Source organism: Rhodococcus sp. SB1D, from assembly GCF_048573875.1.
Lineage (GTDB): Bacteria > Actinomycetota > Actinomycetes > Mycobacteriales > Mycobacteriaceae > Rhodococcus_F > Rhodococcus_F qingshengii.
The window spans coordinates 201894-217975 of sequence record NZ_JBMAIQ010000009.1; the positions used below are offsets into that span (position 1 = coordinate 201894).

Consider the following 16082-nt stretch of genomic DNA (forward strand, 5'->3'; position numbering starts at 1 on the left):
GCAGTGTTTTCGACTGCGGATCAGGAGGTTGTCTCGAGTGCCTGGGCGTCGCGTGCGGCAACGTTTTCGGCGACTTCCCGCTTCCAGCTCTCCACTGCGCGGGTGGTGTCGATCTCGAATTCGAAGCGCTTCGTCATGTCTTCCGTGACATTCTCGACGTCGGTGTAGAACTGGTTGTACCAGCGACGCAACTGGTAAACCGGGCCGTCCTCCTCGGAGAGCAGGGGGTTGTCGATCGGAGCTTTGTTCTTCCAGATCTCCACGTCCTGAAGGAATCCCATCTCGACGCCCTCGGTGAACTGCGCGGCCATCGCGGCAGTGGACTCGTCGTCCATACCGGGTAGCTTCTTGACCATCGCGCCGTACTGCAGGACGAACGCATTGTTCGAGATCGGGTAGTGGCAGTTGATCAGGACGGTCTCGATGATCTGCCCGTTGGCTTCGCTCTTGATCCAGTCGATCATGTACGACGGTCCGAAATATGAAGCATCCGAACGGAGCACAGCGTTGGGATCGCCGTAGTTGGTGCCGCTGATGACGTCCTCACGTCCCACCGATTCCATGTACTGGCTCGCGACATGACCTTCGAAGATGTTCTTGAAGTACTTGGGGAACGAGTAGTGAACGTAGAAGAAGTGGGCCATGTCCACGACGTTGTCCACGATTTCGCGGCAATGAGAGCCTTCGATGGTGAGCGTGTTCCAGCTCCAGGCGCTCCACTCATCGCTTCCGAAGCCCTCGATGTCGGGGATCGTGACCTCGGCGGGCGGGGGATTTCCCTGGGGATCGTGCCAGACGAACAGCTGACCGTTCTTCTCGAGAGTGATCCATGCCCGCGTCTTGGCCAGCGGCGGAACGCGTCGTGCGTAGGGGATCGCCGTACATTTTCCGTTACCGCCCCAACGCCAGTCGTGGAACGGGCAGGCGATCGAATCGCCCTTGACGGTTCCGTGAGCAAGGTTGCCACCCATGTGGCGGCAGTATGCGTCGAGAATCTTGATGTCGCCCTTGCTGTCGGCGAAGACGACAAGGCTGGTGCCGAATGCCTCGATCTGGTGGGGCTGACCGTCGCGATAGGTATTGCTCAGTCCGAGGCAGTGCCATCCACGTGCGAACCGTGCGGGAGGCGCTGCCGCTTCGATTTCTCGAATTTCCTCGCCGGCGCCCGTCTGCGTCGGGGTGTCCGTAGTGGTGAGTGGGCCGGTTCCGAGTGCCATGTCTTCCTCCGAGCCGCGTCTTGCGACGCTCCAGTGATGTGATCCGTCTCATACAACGACGAAGCGTCCGCTGGAGATACGGCAGTTCCCGCTGGATGGAACGCCTACTCGGTGACCTGCAGAGATTCAGCTCGCGAGTGTCGCCACATCGTCGATCGCGTAAGTCGCCCAGGCCCGGGCAGTGACGACCCCAGCGGGATCGGTGGCGACCAGAGCTACGTCGGCCACGCTCTCGTGGTCCTTCTCGTACGTCGCGAGCACTGTCACGGAGCAGTGCAGATCTGCTCCCGTGGAAGTCGCGGTGGAACGTCCGCGGAAGCGTCGTAGTGACGCCGAGCCGTAACGACGAGCAGCGAAATCAGCAAGGGCGGCAACGGAATCGGTTCCGGTGCCCGCTGTCGGGACTTCCCGGACGAAGACCTCGGCCACCAGATGTCCGGTCTGGTCGTGGTATTCGGTGATCCGCTCGAGTGTCGAACTCAACGCCCTCACGGATCCGGTGAGCAGTGCGCCGGGATCGGGGCGTCCGAAGAACACGACGTCCTGCTCGACGACGGCCCCGTCGGGTGCCGAGCGCACGGTGCCGTACAACGAGTCGAAATCGGAGAGGAGCGTGGTGGCAGTACGCGGAGCAGTTGCCGTGAAGTGGGCGGTACCGAGGTTGGTAGTCATGACACTCTCCGTTGGACGCGACCGAGACGCTGTCGTCTCGGTGGGTACATCGACGCTAACCACCGCTCACGCGGGTGACGACGGGCTTCCCGCTGATCGGGAGCATTCTCGGATTCGATCGAAGAGGTGGAACCTGTTCCAGTTTTGTGCAATTCTGGATATCGTATCCGTGACCGGGAGCACATCTCGATGACTGCACGCGCCGAGCAGAAGGAAGACCAGATGACAGACGAGTTCGCTGACCTGCACCGACCGGTATACGGTCCGGACCTGCTCATCACCGCTCTGGAACGCAATCACGACAAGCCCGCGCTGTACCTCGGCGACGTGATCCTCACCGGCGGTCAGATGCGCGATCAGATCAGCTGCTTCGCCCAGGCGCTCGCGTCTTTGGGAATCACTCAGGGCACCAGCACCGCGATGCTGTCGAAGAATCGCCCCGAGGTTCTGATCAGTATGGGCGCGACCATGATCACCGGCTGCCGGGCGAGCGCCTTGAACCCGATGGGATCGCTCGACGACCACAAGTACATCGTCGACGACGCCGAGATCGAGACGCTGATCTTCGATCCCAATGCCTTCGAAGAGCGCGCCGCCGAGTTGAAGGCGTCGTCACCCTCGTTGACCAACGTGCTCTCGATGGGGCCGTCCGAGGTGGGAATCGACATCCTCGCGCTGGCTGCCACGTTCGAGCCCGCGCCGCTGAAGGCAGCGCACGTCGACGCCGAAGACGCCAGCAGCATGGTGTACACCGGTGGAACGACCGGCAAGCCCAAAGGTGTTGTCGGATCCTTCCGTTCGGGTGCTGCGCTCAATCAGATCCAGATGTCGGAGTGGCAGTGGCCCGAGGACAACCGCTTCCTCATCTGCACGCCACTCTCACACGCAGGTGCAGCGTTCTTCATCCCGACCTTGCTGCGCGGCGGTGCGTTGATCGTCCTGCCTGCCTTCGAGCCAGGTGCTGTGCTCGAAGCGATCGAGAAGCACAAGATCACGGCAACCATGTTGGTGCCCACCATGATCTACATGCTCATGGACCACCCCGATCTGCCCAAGCGGGACGTCTCGAGTTTGCAGACGCTGTTTTACGGAGCGTCCGCGATGTCTCCCGCCAGATTGCAGGAGGGCATCAAGAAGTTCGGTCAGATCTTCTTCCAGTTCTACGGTCAGACCGAGTGCGGCATGACTATTTCGGTGCTGCGCAAGGAAGAACACCTCGCCGACGATCCGGCCCGCCTCGCCACGTGTGGGCGTCCGGTGCCGTGGCTCGACGTCCGGTTGCTCGACGACGACCTCAACGAGGTGCCGCAGGGAGAACTCGGTGAGATCTGCGTCCGTGGCCCGCTGATCATGAAGGGCTACTGGAAGAAGCCGGCCGAAACCGCCGAGGCGTTCCGGGGTGGTTGGCTGCACACCGGCGACATCGCGCGCAAGGACAAGGACGGGTTCATGTCCATCGTCGATCGCAAGAAGGACATGATCGTGACCGGTGGTTTCAACGTGTTCCCCCGCGAAATCGAAGACGTGATCTCGGCGCATCCGTCCGTCGCGTCGGTGGCGGTAGTCGGTGTGCCGGACGACAAGTGGGGCGAAGCCGTCAAGGCCTGTGTCGTACTTCGTGCCGGACTGACCGTCGACACCGAGGAACTGGTCGACAAGGTGAAGGCAGCCAAGGGTTCGGTTCACGCTCCCAAGAGCATCGACTTCGTGGAATCACTCCCGCTGACACCGCTGGGCAAGCTGGACAAGAAGGCGCTGCGCGCGCGGTACTGGGAGACCAGCGCCCGCGCGGTCTAGGAACCAGCGTCGTGTAGCGAAGGGTCAGCGTTTCCAGACGTAACGACGTTCCGGGCGGCCCACCACTCCGTATTTCAGCGAAGTGGTGGACCGCCCGGTTTCGTAGAGGTATTCGAGGTAGCGCCTCGCGCTCGCGCGTGAGATGCCGACCCTCTCGGAAATGTCTGTGGCCGAGGCGGGTTCGGTTTCGTCTCGTAGTGCTGCCTCGACCAGCTGAAGGGTCTCAGGACTGAGTCCTTTCGGTAGACCCTTGAGGGACGACGCCGTTGTCGCGCCACCTGCCACGCCGAAAGCCTCGTCCACCGCCTCCTGTTCTGCTTCGCCGGAGCTGTCGAGGTTTGCGTATGTCGATCGGTAACGCTCGAGACGCTCACGGAGAACCTCGAACGTGAAGGGCTTCATCAGGTAATGCACGACGCCGCTGCGCAGCGCTTTCTTGACCGAGCCGGCCTCGCGCTCACTAGTGATGACAAGAACATCCAGCTCCGGTGCCAGCTCGCGAAACGGGGCGATCAGATCGAGTCCGGTGGTGCCAGGCAGGTGGACGTCGAGAAGCACCAGGTCGGGTTGCAACTCACCGACTGCGGCCAGCGCGGTCTCGGCCGAATGGGCAACGCCGCACACTTCGAAACCGTCTATCCGTGAGACGAATCCGCTGTGCACCTTCGCCACCATGAAGTCGTCGTCGACCACCAGTACCCGGATCATGCGCCCTCTCCGTCGTGTAGGACCGCGCTGAAGACAGTCCACTCGATGTCCTCTGCCGAACGAGTGCTCACGGTGACGTCGCCGCCCCGCCGACGACACGTCAGGCGCACCAGCGCCAAACCGAAACCGTGTCCGTCGCTCGATTGTCCCTTGGTGCTCCAACCCTGGCCGAACACCCTGTCGCGATTCTCCGGCGCGATACCGGGGCCGGCGTCCTCGACCCGCACTTCGACCGCTGTGCCACGGCCCCGAATCGACAACCGAACCTTGCGGCGCGCGGCTTCCGGCATCTCACCGACGGCGTCGACGGCATTGTCGACGAGGTTTCCGACCACTGTCACGAGATCTCGTCCGAGTCTGCGGTCCACCGGTTCCAGATGCGTGTCCGCCGCCAGCTCGACCGTGACCAACCCCTGTGCAGCAGCACCTATCTTGGCGATCACGAGTGCGGCGGTGCCGACGTCGGCGATCTTCTCGGTCACGGTCGCGCTGACCTGCGCGCGCTCCATGGTCAGACCCTCGACGTAGCCGACCACCTCGTCGTATTCGCCGAGCTGGATGAGGCCGGAGATGGTGTGCAGTTGATTGTCGAACTCGTGGATGTGGGCGCGTAGTGCGTCGGTGCTGGTTTTGGTCACGTCGAGTTCTTCTTCCACGGAGCGCAATTCGGTGCGGTCGCGGAAAGTGGTGACCGACCCGATGGTGCGGCCTTTCGATTCGATCAAGACGGTGTTGAGGACGAGCAGGCGATCGCCGACAAGAACCAACTGATCGGATTCGGTTGTGCCGGAGGTCAGTACACTCTGGAGGCGGTCGTCGAGACCGAGGTCCCGCACCGATCTACCGGCGCTGCCGCGTGGGATGTCGAGGAGTTGGTGGGCACTGTCGCTCATCAGCACCACCTTTCCCTGCGCGTCGAATGCGATGACGCCTTCCTTGAGACCGCGCAGCATTGCTTCACGTTGGCGAACCAGGTCCAGGATCTCGCCGGCTTCCATGCCGAGGGTTTGCCGTTTTACCCTGCGGGCCAACAGGATCGACCCGACGCCGCCGAGAAGGGATGCCACCGCGAGGTATACCAGGAGATTCGGTGCAGACTGCAGCAGCCGTGTCCAGATCGAGGGGTACTCGATGCCGACGATCGCGGTTCCGGTAATCGCTCCTTCGCTGCCGAGAATCGGAACGTGCGCCTCCACGGCCTTGCCGGAGGGCGTGTCGACCAAACCCGTCCACGACCGATCCTCCGTCTGACGTGCGTCGATGCCGACATCACCGGGACGCGTCGAAATGACGACACTGCCGTCGGCGTCGGCAAGCGAGACGTAGGTGACGCCCGAGATGGCGCGTACCGAGTCGACCGAACCTTGTAGTCCGGAGCGGAGGCGGGTCTGCGCCTGGGGGAGTAGCTCGCGTACTGCCGGATTGGCTGCGAGCGATTCCGCTGCCGAGAGTGCGCGACGTCCCTCCTCGCGTTGGAAACTCGCGGACGACTGCGCGAGGGAGAGGGCGGTGACGCACACGAGAACTGCAACGACGATCAGAAGTTGCAGTTCGAGAAGTTGTGTCGCCAGAGTGTGCCGGCGGCGAAACAGCCGGGCAAACAGAGACGACTTGCTCTCTCGCTCCGCCTGCTCGTTTCCTGAGGACACCAGCCAGACCCTAGCCTTCAGTTCGATGCCGGGAAAGCGGCCGTTCGTGAGCACAATGAGCACAAATCAATTTGCTTTCCCAATGGTGACCCCAGTCACAAAGTGCGTCAGTATGAAACCTGTTCACACATCGGTACCGGCAGACAAGGACGAAGCCATGAGCACATCGAAGCGGCTGAGCAGGCATATCGCCCTGCTCGGTGCCTGCGCGATGACTCTCGTGCTCTCGACCGGATGCACTCCGGTCGAGTCCTTCTTCGCCGGTGGCCGAGCGGGTGAGAGTTCCGAAGAACTGCGCGTGCTGGTGCCCTCGGTGGCCGGTGGTGGTTACGACCTGACCGCCCGGACCATGGTGCAAGCACTGGCCGACGAAGGGACCGTCGACGCCGACGTCGTTGTGCTGCCCGGATCGGGTGGCATCGTCGGACTCAACCGGTTGGCTCTCGAAAGCGGGAATCCCGACCTACTCATGGTCATGGGGCTCGGAGTTCTCGGTTCGCTCGAGATACTGCCGTCCGAGCACACACTTGCCGACGTGACACCGATTGCGAGACTCGTCGAAGAACCGGAAGCGCTACTGGTTCCAGCAGATTCACCGTACAAAACTCTCGCCGATCTGACGCAGGCCTGGGTGGCGGATCCGTCGTCGATCTCGATCGGCGGTGGTTCGAGTGAAGGTGGACCGGACGGGTTGTTCCGCCTTCTGTTCGCACGGGCGGTCGGCGTCGATCCGTCGCGCTCCCCGTACCGCATCTACGACGGCGGCGGCGAACTGCTTCCCGCACTGCTCACGAGGCAGGTCGACGTAGCCGCCACCGGTATCGGTGAGTACCTCGATCAGATTGCGGCAGGCACGGTTCGGGTCCTTGCGGTCAGCTCGCCGGCCCGTACCCCGGCGGTGGATGCGCCCACGATGGCGGAGTCTGGCGTCGACGTCACATTCACCAATTGGCGCGGCCTCATGGCGCCGCCGGGCCTGACGGACGATCAGCGTCAGCACTTGCAGAATTTGGTGCGGGATCTGGCGGCAAGCCCGCGCTGGAACGAGCTGTCTCGCCGAAACGGTTGGAACAGTGCAGTTCTCACCGAACCCGAGTTCTCCGCATTCCTCACCGATCAATCCCGGTTCGTCGACGCAACACTCGATCCGCCCGGCATCAACTGAGCACTACCGAAGTTTCGTTTCACCTCCACGAAGGTCACCGGCTCGATTTGCCGTGCCGTTTTTCTCGGCAATTCAGCACTAAAGGAGTTCATCATGCTCGTCACACTCGGCTTTCTCATGGTTGCGGTGTTCATGTTCCTGATCCTCACCAAACGCGCGACCCCGGTGGTGGGACTGACTCTGGTTCCGGTGGCCTTCGGACTACTTGCCGGGGCCGGCCTCGGAATCGGCGACATGATCACCGACGGCATCAAGTCGCTCGCACCCACCGCGGCGCTGTTGTTCTTCGCGATCATCTTCTTCGGAATCATGATCGACGTCGGCCTCTTCGATCCGCTGGTCAAGCTCATCCTGCGGATGGTGCGAGACGATCCGATGAGGCTCGTGGTCGGAACCGCAGTGCTCGCGATGGTGGTCTCGCTGGACGGAGACGGTTCGACGACCTTCATCATCGTGACCTCGGCGCTGCTTCCGCTCTACCTCAAACTCGGTGTCAGTCCCGTCGTTCTGACGGTGATCGCCGGCCTGTCCAACGCGACGATGAACATCATTCCGTGGGGCGGCCCGACCGTCCGGGCCGCGAGCGCGCTGGGACTCTCGCCCTCCGACGTGTTCGTGCCGATGGTGCCGTCGTTGATCGTCGGCCTGATCATGGTGCTCGGATTCGCGATTCACCTCGGGATCATGGAGCGCCGCAGGATCGGGACTTTGGTCCTGACTTCTGAGCGCATCCTCGAAAAGGTCGGAAACGGTGGAAGTTCCAGCACCGGTAGCGCCGGCACCGGCGGCTCGAACGACTCCGAGGACGACGGCGGCGACACCGGACGATTCATCGACGGCCTCGACCCCAAGCGGGACACCTTGCGGCCGAAATTGCTCTGGTTCAACGCTGCGCTGACGACGATCCTTCTCGTCGTACTCGTGATGGACATCCTGCCCATCCCGGTGCTGTTCATGATCGCGTCGTCGATCGCCCTCGCGGTGAACTTCCCGGCGGTCAAGGATCAGGGTGAAGCAATCGCACGCCATTCGTCGAGCATCGTCTCGGTGGTCGCGATGGTGCTGGCAGCAGCGGTGCTGACCGGCGTTTTCCAGGGAACCGGCATGGTCGAGGCGATGGCAGAGTGGCTGCTTCAGGTCATCCCCGACGCGATGGGCCCGCACCTCGCCGTCATCACGGGCGTCCTGAGTATCCCGCTCACGTTCTTCATGACCAACGACGCGTTCTACTTCGGTGTGCTGCCGGTGCTGTCCGAGACTGCAGCGCAGTACGGCATCGAGCCGGTGGAGATGGCGCGCGCCTCGATCACCGGGCAGGCCGTGCACATGCAGAGCCCGCTGGTCCCGGCGATCCTGCTACTGGTCACACTCGCCGGTGTTTCTCTGGCGGATCACCACAAGAAGGTTCTGTGGCGAGCGGGCCTGATCTCGATCACGATGCTCGTGGTCGGCGTCGGATTGGGGCAGATCCCCTTCTGAGCGCGATCAGTTGTGGAAGGGGCACCGGCCTTGGTCGGTGCCCTTCTTCTTTTTTGTCACGAAATTGGGCCGGATGTCGAGATCGGGCTCGTCGTACAGGCGGTGGAACGTCGGCGTGAGCGAGCTGGACATGGGCGGATTCACCCATGACCAGTCGGTCGGGCACTTGCGCCCGGCCTTGTCCTCACGCGCGATGTGATCGATGAATTGCTTTGCGACAGTGTGATGGTCGACCATGATGACGCCGGCCTTGCGGTAGCTGTGGATAACTGCACGGTTCAGTTCGACCAGTGCGCGGTCCTTCCAGAGCGTGCGGTCGTGGCTCATGTCGAGCTCCATCATCGCTCCGATGGTGGGCAACATGTTGTAGCGATCGGTGTCGCTGAAGTTGCGTGCGCCTACCTCGGTGCTGACGTACCAACCGCTGAACGGCGTGCAGGGATAGACGATTCCGCCGATGTCGAGGTTCATGTCCGAGACCGCAGGGACGGCATGCCATTTAAGCCCCAGATCAGCGAACCAGCTGTATTCGGGGTGCTCGATCTCGACCTCGAGAACCAGGTCGGTCGGGACGTCGAAGTACTGCAGGGGTTCGTCGGGGACCGAAATCAGTACGGGGAGAACGTCGAACGGCGTACCGGCGCCCTTCCACCCCATCGCGGTGACCTGAGCAGTCAGATCGACGTGCCACGGGTCGCCCAGGATGGTGCCGTCAGGCTGCCGGTAGCCGGCGTAGCGGATCAGTTGCGGGCTGAGGATTCGGTACTCCTGACCGTCCTCGCGGGGGAGTGGCCCGACCGTCACGACCGACTGCAGAGCGCCGCCGTTGGTCGACAGTCGCAGGTGCTCCCAGCATGCTTCGGCGAGAGCGGAAGCCGTGACGGCATCGCGCGCGTCGATGAGTTTGAGGGTCCGCCAATGCGCGCGACCGACGCACCTGGCGTGGTTTCGCCACGCGAGTTTGGCGCCGACGAGCAATTCCTCCGCTGTGTGCGTGTAGGTGCCGGTCCGATGGAGTTCACGCAAGGCCTCACGCCGCCGAGACGTCGGGAGGTGTCCCAGTTCCGGAGAGTCGAAAAATTCGACGCACTCGAGTTCCCGACGTTGAAGCTCGGTCAGCGTCGGGGTAGTGGAGGCGATCTGGGACGTAAGCCCGCTATCGGTGGGCAATTCGTCCTGTCGAACAAAATCCACGGCACGACTCCTGTTTGGCTGGTTGAGATTTCGCTGAACGTTAGCTCGGCGATCGAGAGTGTCGAAGCTCTTGTTTATCTTGCACGCAAGAATAAGAAAGGGACGGTCACACCGCGAAATGGGGTCGCATTGTGACACTTGTCCAGAATGATTTACGAGTCAGACATTTGTGACATAAGCTGCAGACGAAATTCCGCGGCGGGTCTTGCCGCGTCTAGTCGGGACGAGGATGAGCGTGGATTCGCAAGCAATCTCTCTGGTCCGGTCGAGCTTCAAATCCGTCGCTGCGGTAGAAGATGGTCCGGAACGGCTCGCCCGTACCTTCTATTCGATCCTGTTCGCTCGATCGCCCGAAACCCGGGAGTTCTTTCCGGCAGCGATGGATGTGCAGCGTGACCGGCTTGTCAGCGCTATCGCTCACGTCGTCGAACGCCTCGACGAGTCCGACGCGATACTCGAGTACCTCGCGCAGCTCGGCCGCGATCACCGCAAGTACGGCGTCACCGACGAGCACTACACGGCAGTCGGCAATGCCTTGATCGAAGCACTCGAGACCTTCGGTGGCGCCGAAATGTGGACCGACGAGGTCGACAGCGCGTGGCGTAACGCGCTCGCGATCATCTCGGCGGCGATGATGGATGCCGCCAACGCGGAAGACGGTCCGCCCGCGTGGAGTGCCACGGTCATCGAATGCCGCCCGGTCATCAAGGGCGTCGCCGTCGTGCGGCTGCAACTCGACCAGACGATGGAGTACCGCGCCGGTCAGTACGTCAGCGTGCAGGTCGCCGCGAGGCCACGGATGTGGCGCTACCTCTCTCCGGCCACGCCGTACGACGGGACCGGAATCCTCGAGTTCCACATCCGCCAGGTCACCGGCGGGTGGGTCAGCCCGGTCATGGTGAACCAGACCGCTGTCGGTGACACCTGGGTGGTCGGTTCGCCCATCGGCGCCTTGGGGATTCCGGAGAACTCCAAGGACCTTTTGATGATCGCGTCGGGAACAGGTGTCGCGCCTCTTCGCGCTCAGATCCTCGAACTGATCCGACGCGGCAACACCCGCAAGGTCCAACTGTTCTACTCCGGACAGCATCCGTGCGATCTCTACGACCTTCCACATCTGTGGAAGCTGGCCGAGAAGTACCCGTGGCTCACGATCATCCCGGTCTCCGAAGAAGACGAGAATCCGTGGTGGCACACCGAAGCGGAGCCACTGCCGCCGATCGGCATGAAGCGGCGCATCGTCGGCAAGGTCGGTAAGGTCGTGACCTCGTTCGGGGACTGGGCGGGCTACGACATCCAGGTCGTCGGCAGCGAATCCATGGTCAACAGCACCAAATTCAGGCTTCGCGCAGTGGGCATCGACGTCGACACCGTTCGCAACGACCCGACGTACTGACCGTCAGTACGGATCGAACTGAATGACCTCGGCCGGCGTTCCGGCCTCGATCAATCGATCACGCGTCGACCGAACCATGGCCGCCGATCCGCACACCAGGACCTGATGTTCGGTGAACGCACCGTACGACGCGACGACGTCGGCGAGCGTGCCTTCGATGAGATGATCGTCGCCGAATCCGATGTCGACGTTCAACCGGTCGAACCATCCGTCGGGCGGGCCGCCGTCGGAGAGATCTTCGACGACAGGAATGGGCTGCAACCACGGAAACTGGTCGGCGAGCAGCCACAGCATGTCCGCAGCGTAGAGATCACGAAGCGTTCGGCCACCGAAGAAGAGGTACACCTGCGGCGGGTTCGGGGTCTGAGCCAGATCGAGAATGATCGACCGGAGTGGGGCCAAACCGGTTCCGCCCGCGACCATGATGACGGTGGGGCCGTTCTCGTCGACGGACAGGTTGCCGCGCGGGTCGAGGATCTGCCAGACGTCACCAGGCTGGGTGTCCTTGACTATCGAACCGCTGACCCAACCACCGGGAACCGTCTTGACGTGAAACTCCAACTTCCCGTCGTGTGAGGGAGGCAGTGCGGGGGAGAGTCGACGGAGCAACCGCGAATTCTGCGGGACGCTGACGTCGACGTACTGGCCGGGTCGGAACGGGACGACGTCGCCGACAAGACGAACAACCGCCAGATCCTCACGGAGACGGTGATGTTCGACGACTGTGCTCGACCAGGTTCGCTGGGCCATGAAAGTTCTCCTGCAGTCAGTAGAGCGGGTCGTGCCGGATCTGGTCGAGCGGAGTTCCGCCGGCACGCAAGGCGTAGACGGTGGTCTTGATCATCGACGGTGACCCCGAGATCTGCACCTGACGGTCGGCCCACGAGCCGAACTGCGAGACCACTTTTCCGATCGGTCCGATCAGTCGGCTGTGCATTCCGAAGGGTGGCTCCAGCACCGGTCCGTTGTGCCACCAAGGGTTTTCGGGTTCTTCGGAAACCGGTACGACGGTCAACCACGGGTTGCTGAGCGAGATGTGCCAGAGCGTTTCGAGGTCGTAGAGATCGCACGGATAGCGGCCGCCGACGAACAGGTGCACGCGCGGGTTGTGCGCGCGTTGAGACATTTCCATCACCTGTGCCCGCAGTGGAGCGATGCCGGTGCCGGATCCGATCATGAGAACGTCACGGTCGCTGGTGAAATCGACCTCGAGACCGCCGAGGGGAGTGGACATGACCCAGCGGTCACCGACGTTGGTCTCGCTGACGATCGCGGGGCTGACCCATCCTCCCGACACCTTGCGGATGTGGAACTCGAGCTGACCGAAAGGGTTGGTCGGAATCGCCGGTGAGTAATACCTCCACATTTTCGGGCGCTGGGGAATCTGAACACCTACGTATTGCCCCGCCCCGTACGGAATGGGTGGGTCGGCTTCGAGGCGCACAATCGCCAGATCGTCGAGGACTCGTTCGTGGCTGACCACGGTTGCGCCCCAGAGCGCCGGGGTCGTATCGGATTCGGCGCCGTCGGCCATCGTGCCGACGACGAGGTCGGTGAACTGAGACCAGGCCTCGTCCAGCTCCGGCGTCCACTTGTAGCGGCTGTGCGCGCTCGTGCCGTACATCGACCGAACCGCGCGCTTCAGAGCGACGCCGGCGGCCTCGTAGTGCTCACGCTCGACGCCGTAGCGACGGTGGTCGCGGCCGAGTTGGGTGAGGAACTTCCGGATTCGGCGATGCTGGGGCAGATTCTTCACGACGAACTCGATGGCTCTGAAGAAACGGTGGCCCTGCGATTCCATCCCGGCGGGGAACAATGAGCGGTACAGAGGATGTTCCGCAAAGAGGCCGGTGTAGAACACTGCCGAGAAGTGCGCACGGCTCTCTTCGTCGTCGGTCAGAGAATCGAGGCTGGATTGCAGACGGGCGATCACTGTCGGATCCAATCCATCCCCCTTTCGCACCAGCTGCAACTCTCGCCACAATTCTAGTACGGCTGAAAATGTGACCTACGAAACCAACTCGGCCTGGCGAAAACAAACTTGAGCGGAATAGACTCAAGTTTGTCCGCGTTGAGCATATTGACACAGTCGCAATACCAACCGGTCGCGGCTCTTCCCGTTCGACTTCGCCAGAAAGGTGACAAGTGGACTCGTTCACACCAACAACCAAGACCCAGGCTGCGATGACGGCTGCACTGCAGTCGGCGTCGTCGGCGGGTAACCCCGATATCCGGCCTGCCCATCTGCTGGTCGCATTGCTCGACCAGACCGACGGCATCGCTGCCCCACTACTCAAAGCTGTAGGCGTCGACCCCACGGTCGTACACCGTGAAGCACAGGCAATCGTCGATCGCCTACCCAAGACAACCGGCGCAAGCTCCACCCCGCAACTCGGGCGTGAGGCACTCGCGGCACTCACTGCTGCTCAGCACCTCGCCACCGAGATGGACGACGAATACGTCTCCACCGAGCACGTCCTCTACGGACTGGCCGGCGGGGACTCCGACGTCGCACAGTTGCTCGTACGTCATGGCGCTACCCAGGACGCATTGCGTGAAGCCTTCACCACCGTCCGCGGCAGCGCTCGCGTCACCAGCCCGGAGCCCGAAGGCACCTACCAAGCGCTGGAAAAGTACTCCACCGACCTCACCGAAGCTGCACGTAGCGGCAAGCTCGACCCGGTGATCGGTCGCGACACCGAGATTCGCCGTGTCGTGCAGGTGCTCTCGCGTCGTACCAAGAACAACCCGGTACTCATCGGTGAGCCCGGCGTCGGCAAGACCGCGATCGTGGAGGGCCTTGCCCAACGCATCGTCGCGGGTGACGTCCCGGAATCCCTGCGAGGCAAGACCGTCGTGTCCCTGGATCTCGGGTCCATGGTCGCCGGTGCCAAGTTCCGCGGTGAATTCGAAGAACGCCTCAAGGCTGTCCTCGACGACATCAAGAACAGTGCCGGACAGGTCATCACCTTCATCGACGAGTTGCACACCATCGTCGGCGCCGGAGCCACCGGTGAATCCGCGATGGACGCAGGCAACATGATCAAGCCGATGCTCGCCCGTGGTGAGCTACGGCTGGTCGGTGCGACCACACTCGAGGAGTACCGCAAGTACATCGAGAAGGACGCAGCACTCGAGCGTCGTTTCCAGCAGGTGCTCGTCGGTGAGCCCTCGGTCGAGGACACCATCGGTATCCTGCGCGGCCTCAAGGAGCGCTACGAGGTGCACCACGGCGTGCGCATCACCGACTCCGCGTTGGTGGCGGCTGCCGCGCTGTCGGACCGCTACATCACGTCGCGGTTCCTGCCGGACAAGGCCATCGACCTCGTGGACGAAGCCGCATCGCGACTTCGTATGGAGATCGACTCGCGTCCCGTCGAGATCGACGAGGTGGAACGCACGGTTCGCCGACTCGAAATCGAAGAAGTGGCACTCGAGAAGGAAACCGACGACGCGTCCAAGGCGCGGCTCGAGAAGCTGCGTCAGGAACTCGCGGACGACCGCGAAAAGCTCAATCAGCTCAGCACCCGCTGGCAGAACGAAAAGCAGGCCATCGACTCGGTGCGCGTGCTGAAGGAACAGCTCGAAACCCTGCGAGGAGAGTCCGAACGCGCTGAGCGTGACGGCGATCTGGGCAAGGCAGCCGAGTTGCGCTACGGCCGTATCCCGGCGCTCGAGAAGGAACTGGAAGAGGCAGCAGCCGCTTCCGGAGCTGCCTCCGACGGTGACGTGATGCTCAAGGAAGAGGTCGGGCCTGACGACGTCGCAGACGTGGTCGCAGCCTGGACCGGAATCCCCGCCGGCCGGATGATGGAAGGCGAAACCGAGAAGCTGCTCCGCATGGAGTCCGAACTCGGCAAGCGCGTCGTCGGCCAGACCGACGCCGTCGTCGCCGTCTCGGATGCGGTTCGCCGCGCCCGAGCAGGTGTCGCCGACCCCAATCGGCCCACCGGTTCCTTCCTGTTCCTCGGCCCGACCGGCGTCGGTAAGACGGAGCTCGCCAAAGCCTTGGCGGACTTCCTCTTCGACGACGAGCGCGCGATGATCCGCATCGACATGAGCGAATACGGTGAGAAGCACTCGGTGGCCCGACTCGTCGGTGCTCCTCCGGGATACGTCGGCTACGAAGCCGGTGGCCAGCTCACCGAAGCAGTTCGACGACGCCCGTACTCGGTGGTCCTCTTCGACGAGGTCGAGAAGGCACACCCCGACGTGTTCGACGTCTTGCTCGCAGTGCTCGACGAAGGCCGACTGACCGACGGTCAAGGCCGCACGGTGGACTTCCGCAACACCATCTTGATCCTGACCTCCAACCTGGGATCCGGTGGCACGCGGGAGCAGGTCATGGATGCGGTACGCCACGCGTTCAAGCCGGAGTTCATCAACCGTCTCGACGACGTGGTCATCTTCGACTCGCTCTCCGAGGAGCAGTTGGAGCACATCGTGGACATCCAGCTCGAGCAGTTGCAGAAGCGTCTGGCTGCGCGTCGTCTCACCCTCGAGGTGAACGGTGCGGCTCGGATGTGGCTCGCAGTGCGCGGCTACGACCCGCTGTACGGCGCTCGGCCATTGCGTCGACTCGTTCAGCAGTCGATCGGCGACCAGCTCGCCAAGCTGCTCCTGGCCGGCAAGGTCCAGGACGGCGACACCGTGCACGTCGGTGTCAGCGAGGACGCGGATCAGTTGGTTCTCTCCTGATTCGGTAAGCGGAATGCCCCGTCGATCCACTTGGATCGGCGGGGCATTCGCATTTTGTTCTACCCTGGATGGCTGGATGCTCGAACCGGGGACGAGTGCACCCGCGC

Annotated in this window: 12 protein-coding genes; 5 read left to right on the top strand and 7 right to left on the bottom strand. The window is 62.7% G+C overall.

What is annotated here, in order from left to right:
• Positions 1-20: 20 nt before the first annotated feature.
• Both ACN50D_RS20715 and ACN50D_RS20720 read right to left on the bottom strand, forming a co-directional pair.
• Positions 21-1217 (bottom strand): Rieske 2Fe-2S domain-containing protein, encoded by a 1197-nt coding sequence (locus ACN50D_RS20715; RefSeq protein ID WP_058038551.1) that lies wholly within the window; start codon positions 1215-1217, stop codon positions 21-23.
• A gap of 126 nt (positions 1218-1343) precedes the next feature.
• Positions 1344-1889 carry a hypothetical protein gene (locus tag ACN50D_RS20720; protein WP_007726737.1) on the bottom strand — a complete coding sequence of 182 codons (546 nt, stop codon included), beginning with the start codon at positions 1887-1889 and terminating at the stop codon, positions 1344-1346.
• Positions 1890-2111: 222 nt separating this feature from the next.
• On the opposite strand from ACN50D_RS20720, the gene ACN50D_RS20725 reads away from it, so the two are divergent.
• Positions 2112-3686, top strand: a complete 1575-nt coding sequence (locus ACN50D_RS20725; protein WP_039972740.1) for an AMP-binding protein — start codon at positions 2112-2114, stop codon at positions 3684-3686.
• A gap of 24 nt (positions 3687-3710) precedes the next feature.
• Here ACN50D_RS20725 and ACN50D_RS20730 read toward each other — a convergent pair whose 3' ends face one another.
• Both ACN50D_RS20730 and ACN50D_RS20735 read right to left on the bottom strand, forming a co-directional pair.
• The gene (locus ACN50D_RS20730; protein ID WP_003944308.1) at positions 3711-4394 is read right to left on the bottom strand and encodes a response regulator; all 684 of its coding nucleotides are present in this window, start codon (positions 4392-4394) and stop codon (positions 3711-3713) included.
• Entirely contained in the window at positions 4391-6043 is a 1653-nt protein-coding gene (locus tag ACN50D_RS20735) for a sensor histidine kinase (RefSeq protein ID WP_230359592.1), read from the bottom strand. Before ACN50D_RS20735 ends, ACN50D_RS20730 begins: the two co-directional genes overlap by 4 nt.
• Before the next feature lie 112 nt (positions 6044-6155).
• On the opposite strand from ACN50D_RS20735, the gene ACN50D_RS20740 reads away from it, so the two are divergent.
• Both ACN50D_RS20740 and ACN50D_RS20745 read left to right on the top strand, forming a co-directional pair.
• Positions 6156-7208, top strand: coding sequence for a Bug family tripartite tricarboxylate transporter substrate binding protein (locus tag ACN50D_RS20740; protein WP_058038573.1), 1053 nt, complete (start codon positions 6156-6158; stop codon positions 7206-7208).
• 93 nt (positions 7209-7301) lie between these two features.
• Positions 7302-8687 carry a CitMHS family transporter gene (locus tag ACN50D_RS20745; protein ID WP_003944372.1) on the top strand — a complete coding sequence of 462 codons (1386 nt, stop codon included), beginning with the start codon at positions 7302-7304 and terminating at the stop codon, positions 8685-8687.
• Between the two features lie 6 nt (positions 8688-8693).
• On the opposite strand, the gene ACN50D_RS20750 is transcribed toward ACN50D_RS20745, so the two are convergent.
• On the bottom strand, positions 8694-9881 hold the full coding sequence (locus ACN50D_RS20750) for a nitric oxide synthase oxygenase (protein WP_042924169.1): 1188 nt from the start codon (positions 9879-9881) through the stop codon (positions 8694-8696).
• Between the two features lie 235 nt (positions 9882-10116).
• Between ACN50D_RS20750 and ACN50D_RS20755 the strand changes: the two genes are divergently transcribed.
• Positions 10117-11277, top strand: a complete 1161-nt coding sequence (locus ACN50D_RS20755; RefSeq protein ID WP_003944359.1) for a globin domain-containing protein — start codon at positions 10117-10119, stop codon at positions 11275-11277.
• Between the two features lie 3 nt (positions 11278-11280).
• Here the strand turns inward: ACN50D_RS20755 and ACN50D_RS20760 are convergent, their stop codons facing one another.
• Both ACN50D_RS20760 and ACN50D_RS20765 read right to left on the bottom strand, forming a co-directional pair.
• Positions 11281-12027 carry an FAD-binding oxidoreductase gene (locus tag ACN50D_RS20760; RefSeq protein ID WP_003944435.1) on the bottom strand — a complete coding sequence of 249 codons (747 nt, stop codon included), beginning with the start codon at positions 12025-12027 and terminating at the stop codon, positions 11281-11283.
• Between the two features lie 16 nt (positions 12028-12043).
• Positions 12044-13240 (bottom strand): FAD-binding oxidoreductase, encoded by a 1197-nt coding sequence (locus tag ACN50D_RS20765; RefSeq protein WP_208689781.1) that lies wholly within the window; start codon positions 13238-13240, stop codon positions 12044-12046.
• A gap of 182 nt (positions 13241-13422) precedes the next feature.
• On the opposite strand from ACN50D_RS20765, the gene clpB reads away from it, so the two are divergent.
• Complete coding sequence (gene clpB, locus ACN50D_RS20770; RefSeq protein WP_007726750.1) at positions 13423-15975, top strand: ATP-dependent chaperone ClpB; 2553 nt, start codon at positions 13423-13425, stop codon at positions 15973-15975.
• The last annotated feature ends 107 nt before the right edge of the window (positions 15976-16082 follow it).

Excerpts from the sequence above, each read along its gene's own strand:
- ACN50D_RS20715 (WP_058038551.1), bottom strand. The coding sequence starts at position 1,217 with ATGGCACTCGGAACCGGCCCACTCACCACTACGGACACCCCGACGCAG.
- ACN50D_RS20720 (WP_007726737.1), bottom strand. The coding sequence starts at position 1,889 with ATGACTACCAACCTCGGTACCGCCCACTTCACGGCAACTGCTCCGCGT.
- ACN50D_RS20725 (WP_039972740.1), top strand. The coding sequence starts at position 2,112 with ATGACAGACGAGTTCGCTGACCTGCACCGACCGGTATACGGTCCGGAC.
- ACN50D_RS20730 (WP_003944308.1), bottom strand. The coding sequence starts at position 4,394 with ATGATCCGGGTACTGGTGGTCGACGACGACTTCATGGTGGCGAAGGTG.
- ACN50D_RS20740 (WP_058038573.1), top strand. The coding sequence starts at position 6,156 with ATGAAACCTGTTCACACATCGGTACCGGCAGACAAGGACGAAGCCATG.
- ACN50D_RS20745 (WP_003944372.1), top strand. The coding sequence starts at position 7,302 with ATGCTCGTCACACTCGGCTTTCTCATGGTTGCGGTGTTCATGTTCCTG.
- ACN50D_RS20760 (WP_003944435.1), bottom strand. The coding sequence starts at position 12,027 with ATGGCCCAGCGAACCTGGTCGAGCACAGTCGTCGAACATCACCGTCTC.